At 47.1% G+C, this 20,550-nt stretch carries 23 protein-coding genes; all 23 read right to left on the bottom strand.

Features of this window, described 5'->3' with window-relative positions; translation table 11 throughout:
* Nucleotides 1-2: 2 nt before the first annotated feature.
* Nucleotides 3-407 (bottom strand): flagellar basal body rod protein FlgB, encoded by a 405-nt coding sequence (gene flgB / locus BSEL_RS08910; RefSeq protein ID WP_013172670.1) that lies wholly within the window; start codon nt 405-407, stop codon nt 3-5.
* Between the two features lie 275 nt (nt 408-682).
* Nucleotides 683-1,459 (bottom strand): GTP-sensing pleiotropic transcriptional regulator CodY, encoded by a 777-nt coding sequence (gene codY, locus BSEL_RS08905; RefSeq protein ID WP_013172669.1) that lies wholly within the window; start codon nt 1,457-1,459, stop codon nt 683-685.
* 15 nt (nt 1,460-1,474) lie between these two features.
* Nucleotides 1,475-2,866 (bottom strand): ATP-dependent protease ATPase subunit HslU, encoded by a 1,392-nt coding sequence (gene hslU / locus BSEL_RS08900; protein WP_013172668.1) that lies wholly within the window; start codon nt 2,864-2,866, stop codon nt 1,475-1,477.
* Between the two features lie 34 nt (nt 2,867-2,900).
* On the bottom strand, nt 2,901-3,446 hold the full coding sequence (gene hslV, locus BSEL_RS08895; protein WP_013172667.1) for an ATP-dependent protease subunit HslV: 546 nt from the start codon (nt 3,444-3,446) through the stop codon (nt 2,901-2,903).
* A gap of 17 nt (nt 3,447-3,463) precedes the next feature.
* Entirely contained in the window at nt 3,464-4,375 is a 912-nt protein-coding gene (gene xerC / locus BSEL_RS08890) for a tyrosine recombinase XerC (protein ID WP_013172666.1), read from the bottom strand.
* 180 nt (nt 4,376-4,555) lie between these two features.
* Nucleotides 4,556-6,625 (bottom strand): type I DNA topoisomerase, encoded by a 2,070-nt coding sequence (gene topA / locus BSEL_RS08885; protein WP_013172665.1) that lies wholly within the window; start codon nt 6,623-6,625, stop codon nt 4,556-4,558.
* Between the two features lie 170 nt (nt 6,626-6,795).
* Complete coding sequence (dprA, locus tag BSEL_RS08880; protein ID WP_013172664.1) at nt 6,796-7,722, bottom strand: DNA-processing protein DprA; 927 nt, start codon at nt 7,720-7,722, stop codon at nt 6,796-6,798.
* Nucleotides 7,723-7,817: 95 nt separating this feature from the next.
* A complete protein-coding gene (sucD, locus tag BSEL_RS08875) occupies nt 7,818-8,729 on the bottom strand; it encodes a succinate--CoA ligase subunit alpha (protein ID WP_013172663.1) in 912 nt (303 codons plus the stop codon).
* Between the two features lie 17 nt (nt 8,730-8,746).
* Nucleotides 8,747-9,910 carry an ADP-forming succinate--CoA ligase subunit beta gene (gene sucC, locus BSEL_RS08870; RefSeq protein ID WP_013172662.1) on the bottom strand — a complete coding sequence of 388 codons (1,164 nt, stop codon included), beginning with the start codon at nt 9,908-9,910 and terminating at the stop codon, nt 8,747-8,749.
* A 253-nt stretch (nt 9,911-10,163) separates the two neighbouring features.
* Complete coding sequence (locus BSEL_RS08865) at nt 10,164-10,460, bottom strand: EscU/YscU/HrcU family type III secretion system export apparatus switch protein (protein WP_013172661.1); 297 nt, start codon at nt 10,458-10,460, stop codon at nt 10,164-10,166.
* Nucleotides 10,457-12,289 (bottom strand): hypothetical protein, encoded by a 1,833-nt coding sequence (locus tag BSEL_RS08860; protein WP_013172660.1) that lies wholly within the window; start codon nt 12,287-12,289, stop codon nt 10,457-10,459. The genes BSEL_RS08865 and BSEL_RS08860 overlap by 4 nt, the downstream gene beginning before the upstream one ends.
* A 17-nt stretch (nt 12,290-12,306) precedes the next feature.
* Nucleotides 12,307-13,083 carry a ribonuclease HII gene (locus tag BSEL_RS08855; RefSeq protein WP_013172659.1) on the bottom strand — a complete coding sequence of 259 codons (777 nt, stop codon included), beginning with the start codon at nt 13,081-13,083 and terminating at the stop codon, nt 12,307-12,309.
* A gap of 107 nt (nt 13,084-13,190) precedes the next feature.
* A complete protein-coding gene (gene ylqF / locus BSEL_RS08850) occupies nt 13,191-14,048 on the bottom strand; it encodes a ribosome biogenesis GTPase YlqF (RefSeq protein WP_013172658.1) in 858 nt (285 codons plus the stop codon).
* A 20-nt stretch (nt 14,049-14,068) separates the two neighbouring features.
* Entirely contained in the window at nt 14,069-14,614 is a 546-nt protein-coding gene (lepB, locus tag BSEL_RS08845) for a signal peptidase I (protein WP_013172657.1), read from the bottom strand.
* Nucleotides 14,615-14,810: 196 nt separating this feature from the next.
* Nucleotides 14,811-15,152: a 50S ribosomal protein L19 gene (rplS, locus tag BSEL_RS08840; protein WP_013172656.1), complete on the bottom strand. Its 342-nt coding sequence runs from the start codon at nt 15,150-15,152 to the stop codon at nt 14,811-14,813.
* 131 nt (nt 15,153-15,283) lie between these two features.
* On the bottom strand, nt 15,284-16,027 hold the full coding sequence (gene trmD, locus BSEL_RS08835; RefSeq protein ID WP_013172655.1) for a tRNA (guanosine(37)-N1)-methyltransferase TrmD: 744 nt from the start codon (nt 16,025-16,027) through the stop codon (nt 15,284-15,286).
* Complete coding sequence (gene rimM / locus BSEL_RS08830; RefSeq protein ID WP_013172654.1) at nt 16,024-16,548, bottom strand: ribosome maturation factor RimM; 525 nt, start codon at nt 16,546-16,548, stop codon at nt 16,024-16,026. Before rimM ends, trmD begins: the two co-directional genes overlap by 4 nt.
* Entirely contained in the window at nt 16,541-16,954 is a 414-nt protein-coding gene (locus tag BSEL_RS08825) for a YlqD family protein (RefSeq protein WP_013172653.1), read from the bottom strand. Before BSEL_RS08825 ends, rimM begins: the two co-directional genes overlap by 8 nt.
* Before the next feature lie 110 nt (nt 16,955-17,064).
* Entirely contained in the window at nt 17,065-17,292 is a 228-nt protein-coding gene (locus BSEL_RS08820; RefSeq protein ID WP_013172652.1) for a KH domain-containing protein, read from the bottom strand.
* A 43-nt stretch (nt 17,293-17,335) separates the two neighbouring features.
* Nucleotides 17,336-17,608 carry a 30S ribosomal protein S16 gene (gene rpsP / locus BSEL_RS08815; RefSeq protein WP_013172651.1) on the bottom strand — a complete coding sequence of 91 codons (273 nt, stop codon included), beginning with the start codon at nt 17,606-17,608 and terminating at the stop codon, nt 17,336-17,338.
* Between the two features lie 157 nt (nt 17,609-17,765).
* Nucleotides 17,766-19,115: a signal recognition particle protein gene (ffh, locus tag BSEL_RS08810; protein ID WP_013172650.1), complete on the bottom strand. Its 1,350-nt coding sequence runs from the start codon at nt 19,113-19,115 to the stop codon at nt 17,766-17,768.
* A 13-nt stretch (nt 19,116-19,128) separates the two neighbouring features.
* Nucleotides 19,129-19,458, bottom strand: a complete 330-nt coding sequence (locus tag BSEL_RS08805; protein WP_013172649.1) for a putative DNA-binding protein — start codon at nt 19,456-19,458, stop codon at nt 19,129-19,131.
* Between the two features lie 73 nt (nt 19,459-19,531).
* Nucleotides 19,532-20,542: a signal recognition particle-docking protein FtsY gene (ftsY, locus tag BSEL_RS08800; protein ID WP_013172648.1), complete on the bottom strand. Its 1,011-nt coding sequence runs from the start codon at nt 20,540-20,542 to the stop codon at nt 19,532-19,534.
* Nucleotides 20,543-20,550: the final 8 nt, after the last annotated feature.

Below are 20,550 nucleotides of genomic sequence, written 5' to 3'. Positions count from 1 at the left end.
AGTTACCTCCCTCTGCCCATCGCAGTCCGAACGCTGTTAAACCGTCCGTTCATCCTGTCAATGAGTGCGTTGTAATAGATTTGATTCTCAGCCATATCGGCCATTTCCTTATCAATATCCACATTGTTACCGTTATGATTGTATTGGGTATTGGTTCGTTCGATGATGTGCGGGGCATCACTGCGGGGCGGTCCGCCAAATTCAATGTGGCGATCATCTAGTCTGTTCGCTCTGAGCCGCTGATCGTCCATCGCTCTTTGAAGCTGATGGTTGAAGACGGTCTTCTTTGCTTTGTAGTTCGGCGTATCCACATTTGCTACATTGTCTGATATTGTATCCTGCCTTCTCGCCGAAGCATTTAGCGACGTTTCAAGCAGCTGGTTCAACGGGTTATTGATGATGTTCATCGCAGTCACCTGCTTTCAATGAAAGTAGTGTGTAATTCCTCTTTAACATTTAACCGAAGCTCATTCTACATGGATAAGAGAAATTTGTCGAATGTATAAAGGACCAGTTGAAAATCGGGCCTATTAATGGTGAAAAATTGTTGGAAGACAAAGTTTTCCGAGACTAATCTACTCAAACTTTATCACATTTTCAAGATACTCTGTCACATTTAATAGTAATTACAACAAAAAACAGACTATCGGACTAGACAGTCTGTTTTAATTGCTTTATTTTATCAATTTTTATGCTTCTCTAGTTCTAACAGAAACTTGTCGTTTAGCACTTTTATATAAGTGCCTTTCATTCCAAGAGACCTTGATTCGATGACACCGGCACTTTCAAGCTTTCTCAGTGCATTGACAATGACCGAACGGGTGATGCCGACCCGGTCCGCCACTTTACTCGCGACCAAAAGGCCCTCCATCCCGTCGAGTTCTTTGAAAATATGATCGACAGCCTCGAGTTCACTGTAGGAAAGAGAGCTGATGGCCATTTGCACGACCGCTTTGCTTCTGGCTTCCTGTTCGATTTCTTCCTGCTTTTCATGCAAAATTTCCATACCGACAACCGTCGATCCGTACTCCGCCAAAACAAGGTCTTCATCATCAAACGAGTCGTCCAGACGCGCAAGAATCAGTGTACCAAGACGTTCTCCACCACCCTGGATCGGCACAATGGTTGTCAAACCATTCTTGAACAAATCCCGATTCTCCACAGGAAAGGCGGTAAAATCACTTTCCACAGGAATATTGGATGATGTATCTTCAATATCAAAAAGGCTTTCCGTATACACTTCAGGAAATTTCCGTTCCTCAAGCATTTCTTTCATCCGTTCATTTTCGATTTCCTGTTTAATAGCAAAACCCAACAGCTTTCCTCTGCGGCTTACGATAAAAACGTTGGATTCAATAACGTCACGCAGTGTCGCTGCCATTTCTTTAAAATTAACCGATTGGCCGGCGCTCGTCTGAAGCAACTCATTGATTTTTCTTGTTTTCTCTAATAAGGTCATTTGTTCATCCTCCTGTTATAGTATAAATCGGCTTAAATCTCTGTCTTCCACAATGTTCTGAAGTTTTTCTCTGACATATTCCGGGGTGATACTGATTGTTTCCATGGTAATTTCCGAAGCTTCAAAAGACAGATCTTCCAACAATTTTTCGAGAATTGTATGAAGCCTTCTTGCACCAATATTCTCGGTCTGCTCGTTTACATCATAGGCAATCTCGGCAATTTCCCTGATCGCATCTTCTGTGAATGTCAGTTCAATACCTTCAATGTCAATCATGGCCTGATACTGTTTAATGAGTGCATGTTTCGGTTCCACAAGGATTCTGACAAAATCCTCTACATTCAGACTGTCAAGTTCAACTCGGATCGGAAACCGTCCCTGCAGTTCAGGAATCAGATCAGACGGTTTTGACACATGAAAAGCCCCTGCTGCAATGAACAACATATGATCGGTTTTAACGGACCCGTATTTCGTTGCAACCGTCGAGCCCTCCACAACAGGGAGAATATCCCGCTGAACGCCTTCTCTTGATACATCCGCCGACTGACCACCGGATTTACTGGCCACTTTATCCATTTCATCAACAAAAATGATGCCGAGTTGTTCCGCCCTTGAAATGGCTTCAATTTTTACTTCTTCCATGTCGATCAGCTTTTGAGCTTCATCCTCGGCCAGTACTTTTCGCGCCTCTCTGACCGGTAATTTGCGTTTCTTCTTCTTTTTTGGGAACATACCGCCAAACATATCCTGCATGTTCATCCCCATCTGTTCCATGCCAGGGATCATGTCCATCATTTGGTTCTGCTGTTCTTCCACTTCGATTGTGACCTCGCGTTCTTCAAGCTCCCCGTCTTCGAGCTGTCTGGTAATGCGCCTTCTTCGCTCCCGGACCGATTCGTGTTCTTCCGGTTCCGGTTCAGGCTCTTCATCGTCTTCCCCGTTTTGAAACAGCATTTCGAGAGGGTTTCGGTAGGAACTTTCTTTTTTGGCTGTTGGAACGAGGAGACCGATAATCCTCTGATTTGCCTGCTTTTCAGCCAAATCTCTCACTTTAACCGTCTTTTCCTGCTTCACCATCCGAATCGACACTTCGACCAGATCCCGGATCATGGATTCAACGTCCCGGCCTACGTACCCAACCTCGGTAAACTTCGTTGCCTCGACTTTAACAAAAGGCGCTCCTGTCAGTTTAGCCAGCCTTCTTGCAATCTCCGTCTTTCCGACACCCGTCGGGCCGATCATCAATATGTTTTTTGGCGAGATTTCATCCCGTACGTTTTCCTCGAGCAGACTTCTTCTGTAGCGGTTTCTGAGTGCGACGGCGACGGATCGTTTCGCACTGCTTTGACCGATGATGGACTGATCTAACCTCTCAACTATTTCTCTGGGCGTTAATGTCTGACTCACTCGTTTCACAACCTTTCACAGTCACTCTTACTGATTAATACTCGATTACTTCAGTCGTTAAATGATCATTCGTGTATACGCACATCGAAGCCGCCGTCAGGAGACTCTCTTTTGCGATCTCCTCAGCCGTCAGGTGAGGAGCATGCTTCTTCATGGCCCTTCCTGCAGCCAGGGCGTAGTTTCCCCCTGAGCCGATTGCTGTAATCCCGTCATCAGGTTCAATTACTTCTCCTGTACCTGCTATGACATACAAACTGTCTTTATCCATAACAATCAGCATGGCTTCAAGTTTTCTCAATACACGATCACCACGCCATTCTTTGGCGAGTTCCACAGCCGCACGCTGCAGATGACCGTTATATTCTTCAAGCTTCCCTTCAAATTTTTCATATAGAGAAAATGCATCTGCCACAGAACCTGCGAAACCGGTAATTACCCGGCCTCTGTATAGTCTACGTACTTTTACCGCAGATTGTTTCATGACAACTGCCTGTCCGACGGTGACCTGTCCGTCACCACAAATTGCCGCCTGTCCGTTATGACGGATCGCAAAGATCGTTGTACCGCGAATTTCTGCCATTTCAAAGCCTCCAAGCCTTATTTTTTTGCCCGCGGATGCGAGTGACGATACACATCTCTCAAACGGTCGCGGGTTACATGTGTATAGATTTGCGTAGCTTTTAAATCGGTATGACCGAGCAGTTCCTGTACCGTTCTGAGATCAGCGCCTTCATTCAGCATATGCGTCGCAAATGTGTGCCGGATCACATGTGGGGTCAGTTTTGATGTCAGTGATGCATCCTCAATCACCTTCGCCAAAATTTTACGTAAACCCCGGTCGGTCAGTGCACCTCCACGGTAGTTGATAAAGAGCGGATCCGATTGAGCGTGAGGACCGAATTTAGCCGTCCGCTTATCGAGGTACAGCGAAAGCGCTTCAACAGCAAAGCTTCCTACAGGAAGAAACCGTTCCTTTTTGCCCTTCCCCATCACAAGGAGCGTAGACAAATCAAGATCGATATCTTTCAGCTTCAATCCGGTGCACTCCGAAGCGCGGATCCCGCTCGCATACAGAAGTTCAATGATTGCCAGGTTCCTTGCTCCCAATAACGAATCTGTATCGATGGCATCAAATATCGCCTGCATTTCATTTTCATATAAAAAAGAAGGTAATTTTTTATCGAGCTTCGGTGTCGTGACATAGAGAAAAGGGTTGAGCTGAATTCTGCCTTCTCTTTCAAGAAAACGCCAGAGCGAACGAAGTGATGCAAGCTTCCTCGCTACCGTACGCCTGGCATAGCCGTCTTTTTGTAACAAAGCAAGATATCTGCGTATGTCCTGATGATTCACATCCTCAACAGGTTTTGTATGATCCATATTTTGAAAAAAGGCACAGATGTCTTTTTGATACTGGCTGATTGTGGACGGTGATGCCCCCTTTTCGATTTGCAGGTACCGCATATAGTCCCGTTCCAAAACAGCGTCCATTCTTACACCCCTTTTAGCCATAAGGATAACCCTGCATGAGCATGCAAGGTACTGTTCATTTCTTAATTGACCACCTGTGAGAATGTTCTGATAACCGTACGAAAGCCACTAAATCGTAACACAATTTAGTGGCCCTTTCAATCGTAATCCATTTCTTTTCATAAAATTCTGAATTGTATCCTGCTCAGGTCATCAAGCGGTTCAGACCGAGTCTTCTTTGTAGTCACAGGATACACAAACAACCTGGACGGTTTTCTTTGATTTTTTCTCCACAAGCATTTCGCTGCACTTTGGACAGGTTCGGGCGATCGGTTTGTCCCAAGAAATGAAATCGCACTCCGGATACTGATCGCACCCGTAAAAAATTCGCCGTTTCTTGCTTTTACGTTCCACAATCTGCCCTTTTTCACACTTCGGACAGCCAACGCCAATTTCTTTGACGATTGCTTTTGTGTTTCTGCAGTTCGGGAAATTTGAACATGCCATAAACTTACCGTACCGGCCCATTTTATAAACCATTTCATGACCGCATTTCTCACAGTCTTCGCCTGCCGGTTCGTCTTTGATTTCAACTTCCTTCATTTCTTCTTCTGCATATTTCAAACGTTTTTCAAATCCCTGGTAGAACTCATCGATGATCCGAATCCATTCTTCGCTGCCTTCCTCGACCGAATCCAGCCTGGTTTCCATATCCGCCGTGAACTCAACATTCAGGATTTCCGGAAAGAACTCTTCAATCATCTCGAGGACAATTGTACCGAGTTCAGTCGGCACGAACCGCTTTTCTTCAAGAGATACGTATCCGCGTCGCTGAATCGTATCGAGCGTCGGCGCATAGGTGGACGGACGGCCTATACCCAGTTCTTCCATCGTACGGACAAGGCGTGCTTCTGTATAGCGGGGAGGCGGTTGTGTAAAGTGCTGGGCAGGTTCCACCTTTTCCGAAGCGGGTTTATCTCCTTGATTAAGATCCGGGAGAAGTTTGTCTTTCTCTTCTTTTCCCTCATCATTTCCTTCTATATAGACTTTCATAAACCCGGCAAATTTGAGCTTGGACCCGGTAGCTCTGAACATGGCGCCATTTACGTCAAGATCAACGCTCATCGTATCCATCACGGCCGGAGCCATTTGCGAAGCCACCATCCGCTCCCAAATAAGTTTATAAAGCCGGTATTGATCTCTGCTTAAATGAGGCTTCATGGCCTTTGGATCCCGCATAACGGAAGTAGGACGAACGGCCTCGTGAGCGTCTTGGGCTTTTTCGTTTTTCTTTGCGGCTTTCGGTTCCTGGTGGTACTCTTCACCGTAGTGAATCCCTATATACTCCTTGGCTTCACCTTTGGCTGTGTCCGAGAGTCTTGTGGAATCGGTTCGCATATACGTGATCAAACCAACCGTACCGGACTTGCCAAGATCGACCCCTTCATAGAGCTGCTGGGCAAGCATCATTGTCTTCTTTGCCCTGAAATTCAGTTTTCTTGCAGCTTCTTGCTGCAAAGATGACGTTATGAACGGTGCAACCGGATTCCGTTTTCGTTCACGCCGTTTAATCCCGGTGACCTCAAAAGATCCGCCTTCAAGACGGTTCAAAATGTCATCCACATCTTCTTTTGACGAAAGCGGCTTTTTCTCGCCGTCAAGCTGCTGGAATTTTGCTTCAAACTGCTTCCCGTCCTTGCTCAAGTGAGCTGTGATGGACCAGTATTCTTCCGGGACAAAAGCATTGATTTCGTTTTCCCGGTCAATAATCATTTTGACTGCAACGGACTGAACACGGCCTGCACTCAATCCTTTTTTGACTTTCTTCCAAAGGAGAGGACTGATGTTATAGCCCACCAGCCGATCAAGGACACGCCTTGCCTGCTGCGCATCGACCAGATTCGTGTTTATTTCACGCGGATGCTTAAAGGATTCTTTAATGGCGTCTTTCGTGATTTCGTTAAAAACAACTCTGCATTTTGAACCTTCTTCAATCTTCAGGCTGTCTGCCAAATGCCAGGCAATGGCTTCCCCTTCCCTGTCGGGGTCAGCTGCCAGGTAAATCCGTTTTGCTTTTTTGGCTGCCTGTTTCAGATCTTTCAGGATTGGACCCTTTCCGCGAATCGTAATGTATTTGGGTTCATAATTATTTTCAACGTCCACACCCATTTGACTCTTCGGTAAGTCAATCACGTGTCCCATGGATGCTTTGACATTATATTTCTTACCTAAATACTTCCCAATCGTTTTGGCTTTTGCGGGAGATTCCACGATGACTAAGTAATCGGACATCTCGACGTGCCTCCCTTTCAGAGGTGGATTCATGTTTATCATGTATTTGATGTGATCTGTCACACCATTTTCATTTGGTGAAATCCTCACTATTATTAAACACACGTCGAGTGTTTGTCAAACACGAGATTTATTGAACGCCAGAATTGCAATCGTTCAGCCTTAGAGCCTCAGTGCTTTACGACTTCCTTACTTTTCTTACCGGCAGATTCTGATTCAGGAAATTCATTCAGGAGATCCTCGCCGGTCAAAATGAGCTTCGCCCCCTGTTGAATGAGACGGTTGGTTCCTTCAGAAACTGGATTGTCAATACGTCCGGGAATGGAAAAGACGTCGCGATTTTGAGACATCGCACAGTCAGCCGTAATCAGTGAACCGCTCCGTTTCTTCGCTTCCGTAATCAGCACCGCCTGACACAAACCGCTGATCAGCCGGTTCCGTTTCGGAAAATGCCATTTTTCCGCCTTCATATAAGGAGGAAATTCAGTCACAACAAGCTCATCCGTTTGTAAACGTGCATACAGATCCCTGTTCTTGGCCGGATACAGATGATCAAATCCAAAGGCAAGGACAGCGATCGTTGGCAATCCGAGACTCATTGCTTTTCTGTGTGCCTGAGTATCGACTCCTTCCGCCATTCCACTGACAATGACAATTCCGCTTTCTTTCAAAGGTGCCATCAGGAAATCAATAGCCTGGCTGGCATAACCGGAAGGCCAGCGCGTCCCGACAATTGCCAGATAAGACGCCATGGTCAAATAAGCCACATTCCCTTTCGTATACAGACAAAGTGGCGGATCGTAGATCTCCTTTAACAGCTTCGGATATGCATCATCCTCAACTGTGATCACCTGAATGCCTTTTTCCGAAAGAGAGGACGCAATCAGATGATAAGGTCTTTTCGACAATCCCTGAAAAACCTGCGGTGCAAGACTTCTCCTTTTAGGAAAAACACGCAGCCATTCTGACTCGGACCAGCCGTACATGAGTAAAAGCTCAGGATCCTTCACGAGTACTTTGCACACAAACTCCGAATCACCGCCGCTGCAATAATGCAGGTGAATTAAACGTTCCCGAAACCCTTCTGGTATGGACATGACATCGCCTCCATGGTTTTATGTGAAACAGTGAACGTACAGGCGCATGAAAGGACCTGCCCCTCTTTTCGGGCAGGTCCGTATTCATGAAGGTCTTATGATACCGGATGTGTCACACACTTATCATAGAGTCCCTTTTCTTTTAATACCTTGATGAGTGTTTCACCCATTACGGCAGGTGTATCGGCAACCTGAACACCGGCAGCATTGAGCGTCTTGATCTTCTCATCAGCTGTACCCTTACCGCCGGAAATGATCGCCCCGGCATGCCCCATACGCTTACCGGGAGGAGCTGTGCGGCCACCAATAAATCCGACAACCGGCTTGGTCATGTTTGCCTTGATCCATTCAGCCGCTTCTTCCTCAGCGGTTCCTCCGATTTCACCGATCATAATGACCGCTTCGGTGTCCGGATCTTCATTAAACATCTTCAAAACATCGATAAAGTCTGTTCCATTGACCGGGTCACCGCCGATCCCGACAGCTGTCGACTGACCGATTCCCTCTGTGGAAAGCTGGTGAACTGCTTCATACGTCAATGTGCCGGACCTTGATACGACACCGACGTGTCCTTTTTTGTGAATATAACCCGGCATAATCCCGATTTTACATTCCTCAGGTGTAATAACACCCGGACAGTTTGGCCCGATCAGACGCGTCTTTTTACCTTCCATGTATCGTTTCACTTTGATCATGTCAGTGACAGGAATGCCTTCAGTAATCGTAATCACTACGTCAACGCCAGCATCCGTCGCTTCCATAATGGCGTCTGCAGCGAACGGCGGTGGAACGTAGATCACAGAAGCGTGAGCACCTGTCTCTTTGACCGCGTCACTCACGGTATCGAATACCGGAACACCTTCAATTTCCGTGCCGCCTTTACCCGGCGTTACGCCACCTACGATGTTCGTGCCATATTCAATCGCCTGTTTCGTATGAAAAAGCCCTGTCGCACCGGTAATCCCCTGGACAATGACTTTTGTATCTTTGTTAATGAGAATACTCATGTCGAACCCCGCCTTTCTTACGCTTTCACAAGCGATACGATTTTTTGTGCACCATCAGCCATGGAATCGGCTGCTGTTATATTCAATCCGGATTCCTTCAGAATTTTCTTTCCGAGTTCCACATTGGTTCCCTCAAGTCTTACGACCAGCGGAATCTCCAGACCGACTTCCTTCGTTGCCGCAACAACACCGTCGGCAATAATGTCACACTTCATGATCCCGCCAAAGATATTGACATAAATCCCTTTGACATTCTGATCGGACAGGATAATCTTAAAAGCTTCCGTTACCTTTTCCGCCGTTGCACCGCCCCCGACGTCGAGGAAGTTCGCCGGATCACCGTGATAATGCTTGATGATATCCATCGTCGCCATAGCCAGACCCGCACCATTAACCATACAGCCGATATTGCCATCGAGGGAAATATAGCTGAGATCGTATTTTGATGCCTCGATTTCTTTCGGATCCTCTTCATCGAGATCACGGAATTCCACGATGTCTTTTTGACGGAACAGGGCATTCGAGTCAAAATTCAGCTTGGCATCGAGTGCCATGACGCTTCCGTCTCCCGTCGTCACGAGTGGATTGATCTCAGCAATGGAACAGTCTTTTTCTTCAAAGACTTTATAGAGACCCATCATAAATTTAACGGCCTCTTTAAGCATCTCTTTCGGGATATTAATATTAAACGCCAGTCTCCTTGCCTGGTAAGGCATGAGTCCTGTGACCGGATCAATAATTTCCTTGAAGATCTTCTCCGGCGTCTCAGCGGCCACTTCCTCAATTTCTGTACCGCCTTCCTCAGATGCCATCATGGTTATCCGTGACGTGGCACGGTCCACTACAATCCCGACGTAATATTCATTCTGAATATCACAGCCTTCTTCAATCAGAAGACGCTTGACTTCTTTCCCTTCAGGACCTGTCTGGTGCGTCACAAGAACTTTACCGAGAATCTCATCAGCATATGTACGCACTTCATCGAGGGATTTCGCCACTTTCACCCCTCCGGCTTTACCTCTTCCTCCCGCATGGATCTGGGCTTTGACGACGCTGATGTCAGTGCCGAGCTCCTCAGCAGCTTTGACAGCTTCGTCGACCGAGTAGGCCACTTTCCCATTCGGAACAGCTACTCCATACTTTCTTAGAAGCTCTTTCCCTTGATACTCATGGATATTCATTGCCATCCTCCTTACAAAGTAAAAGATTTCTTCGGTGGAGCGGGATTTGCAAACATTCTTCACAAATCCTTTTTTCACTATATAAACTATTGAAAATGTTGTAAAGCGAATACCGGTAAATCCGTAAGCGCTTTACACAATTTTTATTTTACTATAGATTCCGACTATTTTGTGAACCATTTTGCTTTTTTCCTCATTTTTTTCACTTTTCAGTTATCATGAAAAGTTAAAAACCCGCTCAAAGGCGGGTTTTCTAATTCTTCGTCATCTGATCGCGATCGACACGGTAAATAAAAGCAAACACTTCCGCAACCACTTCATACAGATCCTCCGGGATTTTTTCGTGAATCTCAAGCTGGCTCAGCAGCTCTACGAGCGATTTATCCTCTTGAATCGGAATGTCATGTTCTTTCGCTCTGCTGATGATTTCTTCAGCCACATAGCCTTTGCCTTTCGCCTTGATCGTCGGAGCACTGTCCCGAGTGACTTCATAACCTAGTGCAACAGCCCGTTTTCTCGAGATGTTCTCTTCCCTGCGGTTTTCACTCATATTCTCACATCCAGTCCTCTGTATCCACGGTCATCATGATTTCGCCATACGGATTCTCCCGGCGGTTGTTTGAGCTTGACAGGCTCATCCTCTTCAGGCTGTTGCCATTTGACCGATGATAAATGGTATTCCTTTTCTTTCAGTTTTGATCCGAGCACCGGTTGCAGCAGATCGAAAGCTGCCGGTTTCGCTTCATCATTATAGACTGTGATCGACACGACCCGTTTTTGTATTTGCACGTCAATAACGGTTTCGTCCAGTGAAGCAAGATGGAGATAAAACAGAATCCGGCAGTGATTTTCATCGATCGTCCCGTCTGCTTTTTTTCGCCCATCCCATTGCAAAGTCATATCCGTAAATGAATCACCCATTTTGACGGGTACCTGAAACAAAAGATGCTGCATAGGGCCTTTCTGATCCATGCTCATCAGCTGAAAACCAGTCAGTCGTGATAACATGAATTCTGCCTGTTGTTGAACACCCTGGGGCAGCGTGGGATTTTGCTGCAAGAATTGCATCAGCTGACCTTTCAGGGTATCAAGCTGGCTGCTGTTCATCTGACCACGGTCCAGCTGTTGGGTGATTTGCTGTTCATGCTGCAGGCCCATCTGTTGGAGAAACTGCCTGAGCATGGCTGCATCCTGACTCCCCGCCATCATAAACTGCTGAGGGCGCCCTTCCGTCACAGCTGAGAGCAGCTGCTGCGTCGCTGAAGGCTGCGTATGGAGCCAGCGGTCAAGTGTATCGACAGCCTGAAGCGGCACATTCCCCTGCCCCTGAGCGGCCCCTTGGGGCTGACCGTCCCCCAAGAGTTGCACCAGACTGCCGAGAGCCCCCGGCTGATTGAGTTGGACCTGGCCCATAAGCATGTTGAAAACCTGTTGACTCGACATCTGCGCAAGCGGCATACCGGTCTGATTCCCACTGAAAAGCTGCGGCCAAAGCGCTCTCACCATGGCCTGATTTTCCGGTCTCAGTATATTGGCCTTAAATTGATCCATAAGCTGTTGAGCACCCTCTCCAGTGCGAATAAGACCCATGTCACGCAACACCGAGAGTGCCTGTTCCTGAAGTGCGGGATTCCCACCTTGAACCTGTTGGAGTACCCCGTAAAAAACCCCGGTTAATCTCGGAGCCTGAGAACCCCCCTGGCCATTTGGCGTCATCCCCATCGGATCGCTTTGCTGAAGGAACTGACCCAGAAGCTGTTGGAGCTGAGCCGTGTTCCCCTGATTCACCGGCAGTTGACCAAGTTGCTGTTGCAGAGCCTCTGCGGCTCCGGCAAAGGATTGGGGCTGTTGCATCGCACTCATGGCCGAAAAGACATCACGGGTCATCGGCAAACCCTGTTGCATCATTTGCTGAATGATTGCCATCGCTTCTCTTGCAGGTAGCTGACTTTGCTGCATCAGCTCTGCCCCTGCTGCTAAATTGGCTCTGGAAAAAGGCAGGTTCTGCTGAGACAGATGTTGCAAAAGACGTTCGTGATTGCCGCCTGATGGCAAACCAAGCTGCTGCAGGACCTGTTGAAGATTCTGCGGCTGGGCACCCGTTTCCCGCGGCTGAGCCGATACGTTCTCAAGGACTTTCAGCCTTGGAATTCCCTCTCCTGAACTCTGCACTCGAAACCAGTACTGTCTTCCTTTTTCAAGCTGTGCCTCAAGATGGGCTGAGAGCTGCATGTTTCCCATTTGGAGCTGGGCCAACTGTCCGGGATACAGCTGCGTGATTGTACCCTGAAAGACCTGCCCTGGTCTGAACTGCACAGACTTCGCATGAATAGGATCAAGGCCTCTGATCATATTCTGTACAACATTTGCCTGAAACATCTCGCTTCACCTCCCTTTTACAGCCTTGTATGGTCCCGTTCCCGTACCGGTGAAAAGCTCTTTCTGTGAAAAAACTGGGGTCCATGCTCATCGAGCGCCGCAAGATGTTCACGGGTTCCATAGCCCATGTGACTTGCAAGGCCGTATTCAGGAAACGCCCTGTCCAGCTCTTTCATTTGATTGTCTCTTTCGACCTTTGCAATCACGGACGCTGCCGCAATCGACAGCGAGCGCGCATCGCCTTTGATGAGACTCTCTTGAGGAAGATCAATGGGCAGTGTCATTGCATCGATCAACAGAAAATCAATCGCCGTCTTCTGTTGAACAGCTGCAACCGCTCGACGCATGGCAAGCTTGGACGCTTCATAGATATTCAATCGGTCAATTTCCTCCGGGGAAGCTTCACCCGTCTCAGCTGCGATCGCCACTTTTTGAATCTCCGCTGCATAGAAATGACGTTTTGCCTCGGATAATTTTTTTGAATCGGTCAATCCCTTAAGATCCGGTGATTCAGGAAGAATCACGCAAGCTGCTGTCACGGGGCCGGCCAATGGGCCTCGTCCGACTTCATCCACCCCTGCGATCAGCCGATAACCGCTGAGCCGAAGTGATCGCTCGAAGGATTGAATCTCTTCATATTGTTTCCGCCCGGCTTCGAGCTTGATTTGTTTTTTCTCCCATTGACGGATCAGCGCCTGTACGCCTTTTCGTCCGTCCTTCCTTAACGCTGCCAGATCAGGATCTTCAGGATCCTGTATGTTATTCAATAATGCCTTAACATCTGCAATTTTCATTTTATGTTCACATCCCTGCGTTTCTTACCCTGTCTTTCATTATATCGGATAATCATCGGAAGTATGAAGCCTGAAGACCTCACCTTAAAAAAGCAAAAACCTCCAGATTACGTCCTGGAGGTTTCCGGAAATTCCAACGTGATTCTGCCAAAGTGACCGCTTCTGAAATCCCTGAAAACGAGTTCGGAAACCCGTTCATAATCAATCCGGCCGCCTGAGATCAGAATTCCCCTACGCTTTCCGATCAGATCAAACAGATCACCGACTTCCTCCGGGACTTCCTCGATTTGATACCTGCTTTTCAAAAGCTCCGGATAGCTCTGACTTAAAAAGCGGAGCAAATAGACGGCACTCTCCTCGTAATCAAAAATCTCCTCTTTAATCGCGCCAGTCAAGGCAAGCATCTGACCGACATGGGGATCTTCGAACTTCGGCCAAAGAATACCCGGTGTGTCCAAAAGATCGAGCTGCCTGTCCACCTTAATCCACTGCTGGGCTTTCGTAACCCCGGGTTTATCACCGATTTTCGTGATCCGTTTTCCTGCAAGCCGGTTAATGACTGTCGATTTGCCCGCATTGGGTATTCCGATGATCAATGCACGAATGGGTCTCGGATTGACTTTCTTTCTCGCCCATTTCTCATAAAGCGGTTTTGCCAGTTCATTTACTTTTCCCGGTATGTCTTTGATTCCTTTTCCTTTTTGCGCATCCACAATCAAAACGGCATCGCCCTGTTTTTCGAAATAATCCGCCCATTTCCGGTTCATCTCCGGATCTGCAAGATCCGACTTATTAAGCAGCATCAGTCTTGGCTTTGAGCGTGTCATTTCATCTACGAGCGGGTTCCGCGAAGCCAGAGGTGCTCTCGCATCGCACACTTCAATGACAACATCAATCTGTTTTATTTTTTCCTGAACCTGGCGTCTCGCCTTTGCCATATGGCCAGGATACCATTGTATGACCATCTTTCCACTCCCTGTCACTTTCAGTCCACCAGCCGGAAATCTCCCATCGGCCAGAATACCATATTTGCCTTGCCGACTATCTCGTCTTCGTGAACAAAGCCGATATGTCTGCTGTCCTTACTGTGCTGTCTGTTATCTCCCAAAACGAAAAAATGATCATCCGGGACTGTATCATAGCCGGTTACATCTTCTAAATCAAAATCCCCTGTAAAAGGCCTGCTTGTCGATGCCGCTTTGTAGTCATCAAGATAGGCTTCTTCAACCGCATCGTCATTCAGGTAAAGGACATCATCATCATATCGGATGGTATCCCCCGGCACACCGATCACACGTTTGATATAATCTTTATTTTGAGGAGCATGAAACACGATAATGTCGAACCGGTCCGGCTCCGAGATATTATAGCCGATCTTATTCACGATCATTCGGTCATTATGTTCAAGCGTTGGCATCATTGATTGGCCGTCAACTACAATCGGGGCAAAAAAGAACCCTCTGATTACGACCGCTAAGATTAATGCAACAGCCACCGCCTTTATCCATTCCCATGATTCTGATTTTGCCACCTTGCATCAATCCCTCTCATTTGTTGATTCAGTGTGAGACCTTCATTGGTATTTTATCACACAAATGATGTTTTGCGTGTGGGAAAATGCGGAATCCGCAAAGCGTGATGATGCTGAGTATTCGGGAGTCGTCTCGATAAGCACCCGCATGTTTGAGCATGAAAAAAAGAACCTGAAAACAGGTTCTTTTTCTTGATTATCTCTCTTTGATTCGCGCTGCTTTTCCGCGAAGTGCACGCAGATAGTAAAGCTTCGCACGACGTACCTTACCTTTACGTGTAACCTCGATCTTGTCGAGTCGCGGGGAATGTACTGGGAACGTACGCTCAACGCCTACACCGTAAGATACCTTACGAACAGTGAATGTTTCACTGATTCCTGTACCGCGTACTTTGATAACGACACCTTCAAACACCTGGATACGCTCACGAGTACCCTCGACAACTTTAACGTGGGCACGGATTGTATCACCGGGACGGAAATCAGGGAGATCAGTTTTCAGTTGTTCTTTCGTAATGTCTCTGATTAATTGTTCCATGCTGTTCGCCTCCTTCCTGCAGATCTTCATGTCACTCATTGCGTGACAGCGGAACATCTTGATCGGGCTCTAAAGCCACAAAGAATATAATACCATACCGAATCCAATTGATCAATATCTATTCAGATGATTTATGCATCCGACCGGTCTTTTTTTAACAGTTCAATGTATGCAAGGTCTTCTTTTGAAAGATCTGCATCCCTGAGCATATCCGGACGGCGGTCAAGGGTCCGTTTGAGCGCCTCCTGCCTGCGCCATTCATCGATCCGCTTATGATGACCTGACAGCAAGATGTCCGGCACTCTTAAACCCCTGTATTCCGCAGGGCGTGTGTAATGCGGATATTCGAGGAGACCGGTACTGTGCGAATCAGTCACCGCACTCGTCTCATTGCCGAGTGCCCCGGGCAGAAGACGGGTTACACTGTCCGCAACAATCATCGCTCCGATTTCTCCACCTGTCAGAACATAGTCCCCGACGGAAATTTCGTCTGTGACGAGCTCTTGGCGAATGCGTTCGTCATACCCCTCATAGTGACCGCATAGCAGAATCAAATGCTCTTCTCCAGCCAGTTCCTCTGCTTTTTTCTGAGTGTAGACCTCTCCCTGTGGGCAAAGGAGAATGACCCTCGGCGCTTGATCCTTGGTCTTCTTGACACTCTCAACAGCATCAAAAAGCGGTTGAGGAGTCAGGACCATCCCGCCTCCGCCTCCGTATGGATAATCATCAACACGCTGGTGTTTGTCCTCAGAAAACGTCCGAAAGTTGATGACATCATAAGAAACGATGCCTTTCTCCTGAGCCTGCTTTAAAATCGAGTGACCAAATACGCCCTCAAACATCTCAGGAAACAGCGTCATGATCGACATCTTCATTCATCAATCAATCCTTCCGGAATCCGGACGTGGACAACACCGTCTTCAAGATCGACAGACAATACGACGTCATCAATGTATGGAATGAGGGCATCTTTCTTTCCTTGTCTCTGAACCACCCAGACGTCATTCGCTCCCGGGCTCAGAATTTCCTTCACGCGGCCGATCTCGATACCCTGTTCATCCACAACAGACAAACCGATGATTTCATGGTAATAAAATTCATCCTCTTCCATAGGATCGTCCAGATCATCCCCATCGACCTGCAAGAGGTGATCCCTGAATCCTTCTACATCATTGACATTCGTATACCCTTCGAATGTCAGCAAATCAAACTGCTTATGCTGACGCCAGGAAACCACCGTAACCGAAGTCCGGTGGTCCTTTTCAGGGTTATACAAAAAGAGCTCCCTGCCCTTGGCATAGCGTTCTTCTTTAAAATCGGTCCTTGAGATAACGCGGACTTCTCCGTGGATCCCGTGGGTATTGACAATCTTCCCCACATTGAGCCACTTACTCATCCTCGAAGCCTCCGCTTCGAAGTTCATGAACGAGGCCGTCTTTAATGACAATTTCAGTACCTTTCATGACTTCATCCCAGTTGTCGCCTTCTTCAACTTCCTCAATCATCTGAATCGTTCCCTCACGCAGTTCAGAACCAAGTTCAAGTTCATCAAGCTGACCGAGTTTCAGTTCGAGCTGACGAAGCCGCTCTTTTCTTTTCGCAACTTCCTTGTCAAAGCTGGCTTTCAGCGACTGCTGATAGTTCTGTGACGTATTTTCCTTCATTTTCTTATGAAGGACAAACTCCAACTGCTTCAGCTCTTTCGTCAGCTGGTACTGGCGGGATAGGAATTGTTCTTTAAGCCGATCACGGCTGTCTTCCGTTAAAATTTGTTTCACAACGACTTTTTTAATAATTTGCATAGTGCACCTCCACTGAATGATCCGTTCCACGAAATATTTTATCATAAAAAACCCGCAGTTGCCTCTGTTAATACGGAAAAAAGGCGAGGAACAGGTCCTTCGCCTTTTGATTATCCGATCTCCAGTTGTACCCGCTTGTTTTGATGGGTGCCCGCGGCATTCAGAACGGCACGTATTGCTTTTGCAATCCGCCCCTGCTTACCGATGACTTTTCCCATATCATCCGGGTGAACCTCGAGTTTGAGCGTTATGGCTTTTCCATTGTCGCTCTCTGAGACCACCACATCATCAGGATGATCAACAAGTGCTTTGGCAATCGACTCCACGAGCTCTTTCATGTCACTCACCTGCCTGGATTATTTCCACGCAATGAAACGAACATTACTTTTCGTTTTTTGCATTGTGAAGCTTTTCCATCAAGCCTGCTTTAGAGAACAGGTTACGGACTGTATCGGAAGGCTTAGCACCATCAAGCATCCACTTCAATGCAGACTCTTCGTCCACTTTGAATTCAACTGGATTGGTTAATGGGTTATAGGTCCCGATTTCTTCAATAAAACGACCATCACGTGGTGAACGTGAATCTGCTACAACCACACGATAGAACGGAGATTTCTTCGCTCCCATACGCTTTAAACGAATTTTTACTGCCATGTGTTTCACCTCCAAATATCTTTCGCACAATTACGTATATTATCATAGAACAACCAATTGATCAACCCTAGTAAAGGAAAAAACCTTAACACCACATAAAAATCTTTTCAAAACGCATCCAAATGGCTGTCTGAAGCCTCAGATGGGCTAATCGTTTTTACATAAACGGCATCTGAAAACCGCCTTTTTTCTTCCCTTTGCCTTTTTGCATGCCTGTCATCTGCTTCATCATTTTCTTCATTTCTTCAAACTGCTTTAAAAGCCGGTTCACTTCCTGAATGGATCGGCCACTGCCTTTTGCAATCCGTTTCTTACGGCTCGCATTCATCACAGACGGATTTTCCCGTTCATACTTGGTCATCGATTTTACAATCGCCTCAATATGCGCAAGCTGTTTGTCATCCACCTGCACATTTTTCAAGCCTTTCATCTTTCCGGCTCCAGGCATCATATTCAGGATCTCATCAAGAGGACCCATTTCCTTTACTTGAGCCAGCTGTTCGAGGAAGTCATCAAACGACAGATCATTCGTCCTCATTTTACGCTCAAGCTCACGCGCTTTATCTTCATCCACACCTGTCTGGGCTTTCTCGATGAGAGACAAAACATCGCCCATACCGAGGATTCTTGAGGCCATGCGTTCCGGATGAAACGGCTCAAGCTGATCGATTTTTTCGCCCATACCCGCAAACTTAATTGGAGTATCCGTCACGGCCTTAACAGAAATCGCAGCACCACCGCGAGTATCGCCATCAAGCTTAGTGAGAACCACGCCGGAGAGCTCCAGCTGCTCGTTAAAACTCTCTGCCACATTGACAGCATCCTGACCGGTCATCGCATCCACGACAAGCAGAACTTCGTCCGGTTTGACTTCCGCTTTCACCTGCTGCAGTTCATCCATCAGTTCATTATCGATATGAAGACGGCCTGCCGTATCAATAAGAACATAATCATGATGTTCTTCCTTGGCGTGTTCGACAGCTTTTCTTGCAATCTCAACAGGACTCACCTGATCCCCAAGGGAGAATACAGGCATGTCCAATTGCTTGCCGAGTGTCTCAAGCTGCTTGATTGCAGCAGGTCTGTAAATGTCTGCCGCAACCAGAAGCGGTTTGCGGTTATGGTTTTTCCTCAGGTAATTGGCTAGCTTGCCGGTCGTTGTCGTCTTACCGGCACCCTGAAGACCAACCATCATGACAACGGTTGGCGGCTTCGAAGCAGTGTTGATCTTGCTTTGTTCACCACCCATAAGTCGGGTGAGTTCTTCGTTTACGACTTTGATAACCTGCTGACCGGGAGTCAGACTCTCCATAACGTCCTGGCCCACAGCCCGCTCTTTAACATCCGCAACAAATTTCTTTACTACTTTAAAGTTAACATCCGCTTCAAGAAGTGCGAGTCGTACCTCGCGCATCATTTCCTTTACATCTTCTTCACTGACTTTCCCTTTGCCTTTCATCTTCTTAATGCTTGATTGCAGGCGTTCGGATAATCCTTCAAATGCCATACCTGTCGTCCCCCTATTCCAGTTTCTCCAGTGCTTCGATCACCCGGATCAGCTCCGCGGGGTTCCGATCGTTTTCAATCATCTGCCGTAAATCCTTAAGCAGAGACTGCTTTTTCTCGAAACGTTCAAAGAGATGAAGCTTTTCCTCGTATTGCTCGAGCATGGCTTCCGTGCGTCTGATATTGTCATATACTGCCTGTCTGCTGACTGAAAAATAGTCGGCTATTTCACCGAGTGACCAGTCATCCAGGTAGTATAACGCCATATACTGATTCTGTTTACCCGTTAACAATTCCTGGTAGAAATCGAACAGGTAATTCATCCTGACGGTTTTATCAATCATATCATCACCGCCTTGTTAAGGTAAAATACTTTACAAAATCCAATGATACAAGAGGGTACGGAACGTGTCAACCTCAGTCCCTGCCGTCATCAAGAGCCTGTTCGGCTTCTTGCAGCACATCTGCAAATAAGCCGTGCACATACTGTTCTGCCCGGAATTCGTGCAAATCATCAATCTTTTCGCCAAGTCCGACAAGTTTCACCGGGATATCCAATTCGTTTCTGATTGCAAGGACGATCCCGCCTTTAGCAGTGCCATCAAGCTTGGTCAGGACAATGCCGGATACATCGGTCGCCTGTCCAAAGGCTTTCGCCTGACTCATTGCATTTTGACCGGTTGTAGCATCAAGCACAAGCAGCACCTCATGGGGAGCGGAAGGAATTTCCCTCGCAAGAACCCGTTTCACTTTTTCGAGCTCATTCATTAAATTGACTTTGTTCTGAAGACGGCCAGCTGTGTCACAGAGAAGCACATCCGCTTTTTTTGATTTAGCAGACTGAATCGCATCATACATGACAGCTGCCGGGTCACTTCCGGCCTGCTGTTTGATGACATCCACTCCGCTTCGCTCCCCCCAAACTTCAAGCTGCTCAATGGCCCCGGCACGGAATGTATCCCCTGCAGCCATGACAACTTTTTTTCCGTCCTCTTTAAACTGGTGAGCCAATTTCCCGATCGATGTCGTTTTACCCACACCGTTAACCCCAACGAACAAGATGACGGTGAGCTCGCCTTCCGGCTGCATATTTAATTTTGATTCGTTTTCGGATTTTTGAAGCATTTCTGCCAGTTTTTCCGAAATAACCGGCCTGATATCTTCGGCATGTTTAATATTACGGGTCCTCGCTTCATCTTTCAATTCCTCAACAAGTTCCATGACCGTATGCACACCGACATCGGCACCAATCAGGATCTCTTCAAGCTCTTCGAAAAAATCTTCATCAATCTCTCTGAAATCCTTCACCAGATCGTTCATGGCACCTACGAAGGAATCCCTCGTTTTACTGAGTCCATCTCTGAACTTATCTGTTACTGAGTCCGTTTGAGTGGATATTTTCTCTTTCAGTTTCTTAAAAAAACTCATTGTTATCC

The organism is [Bacillus] selenitireducens MLS10 (assembly GCF_000093085.1).
GTDB lineage: Bacteria > Bacillota > Bacilli > Bacillales > Salisediminibacteriaceae > Salisediminibacterium > Salisediminibacterium selenitireducens.
The sequence above is the reverse complement of the archived record's forward strand: the minus strand, read 5'-3'. Positions and strand labels throughout refer to the sequence as shown.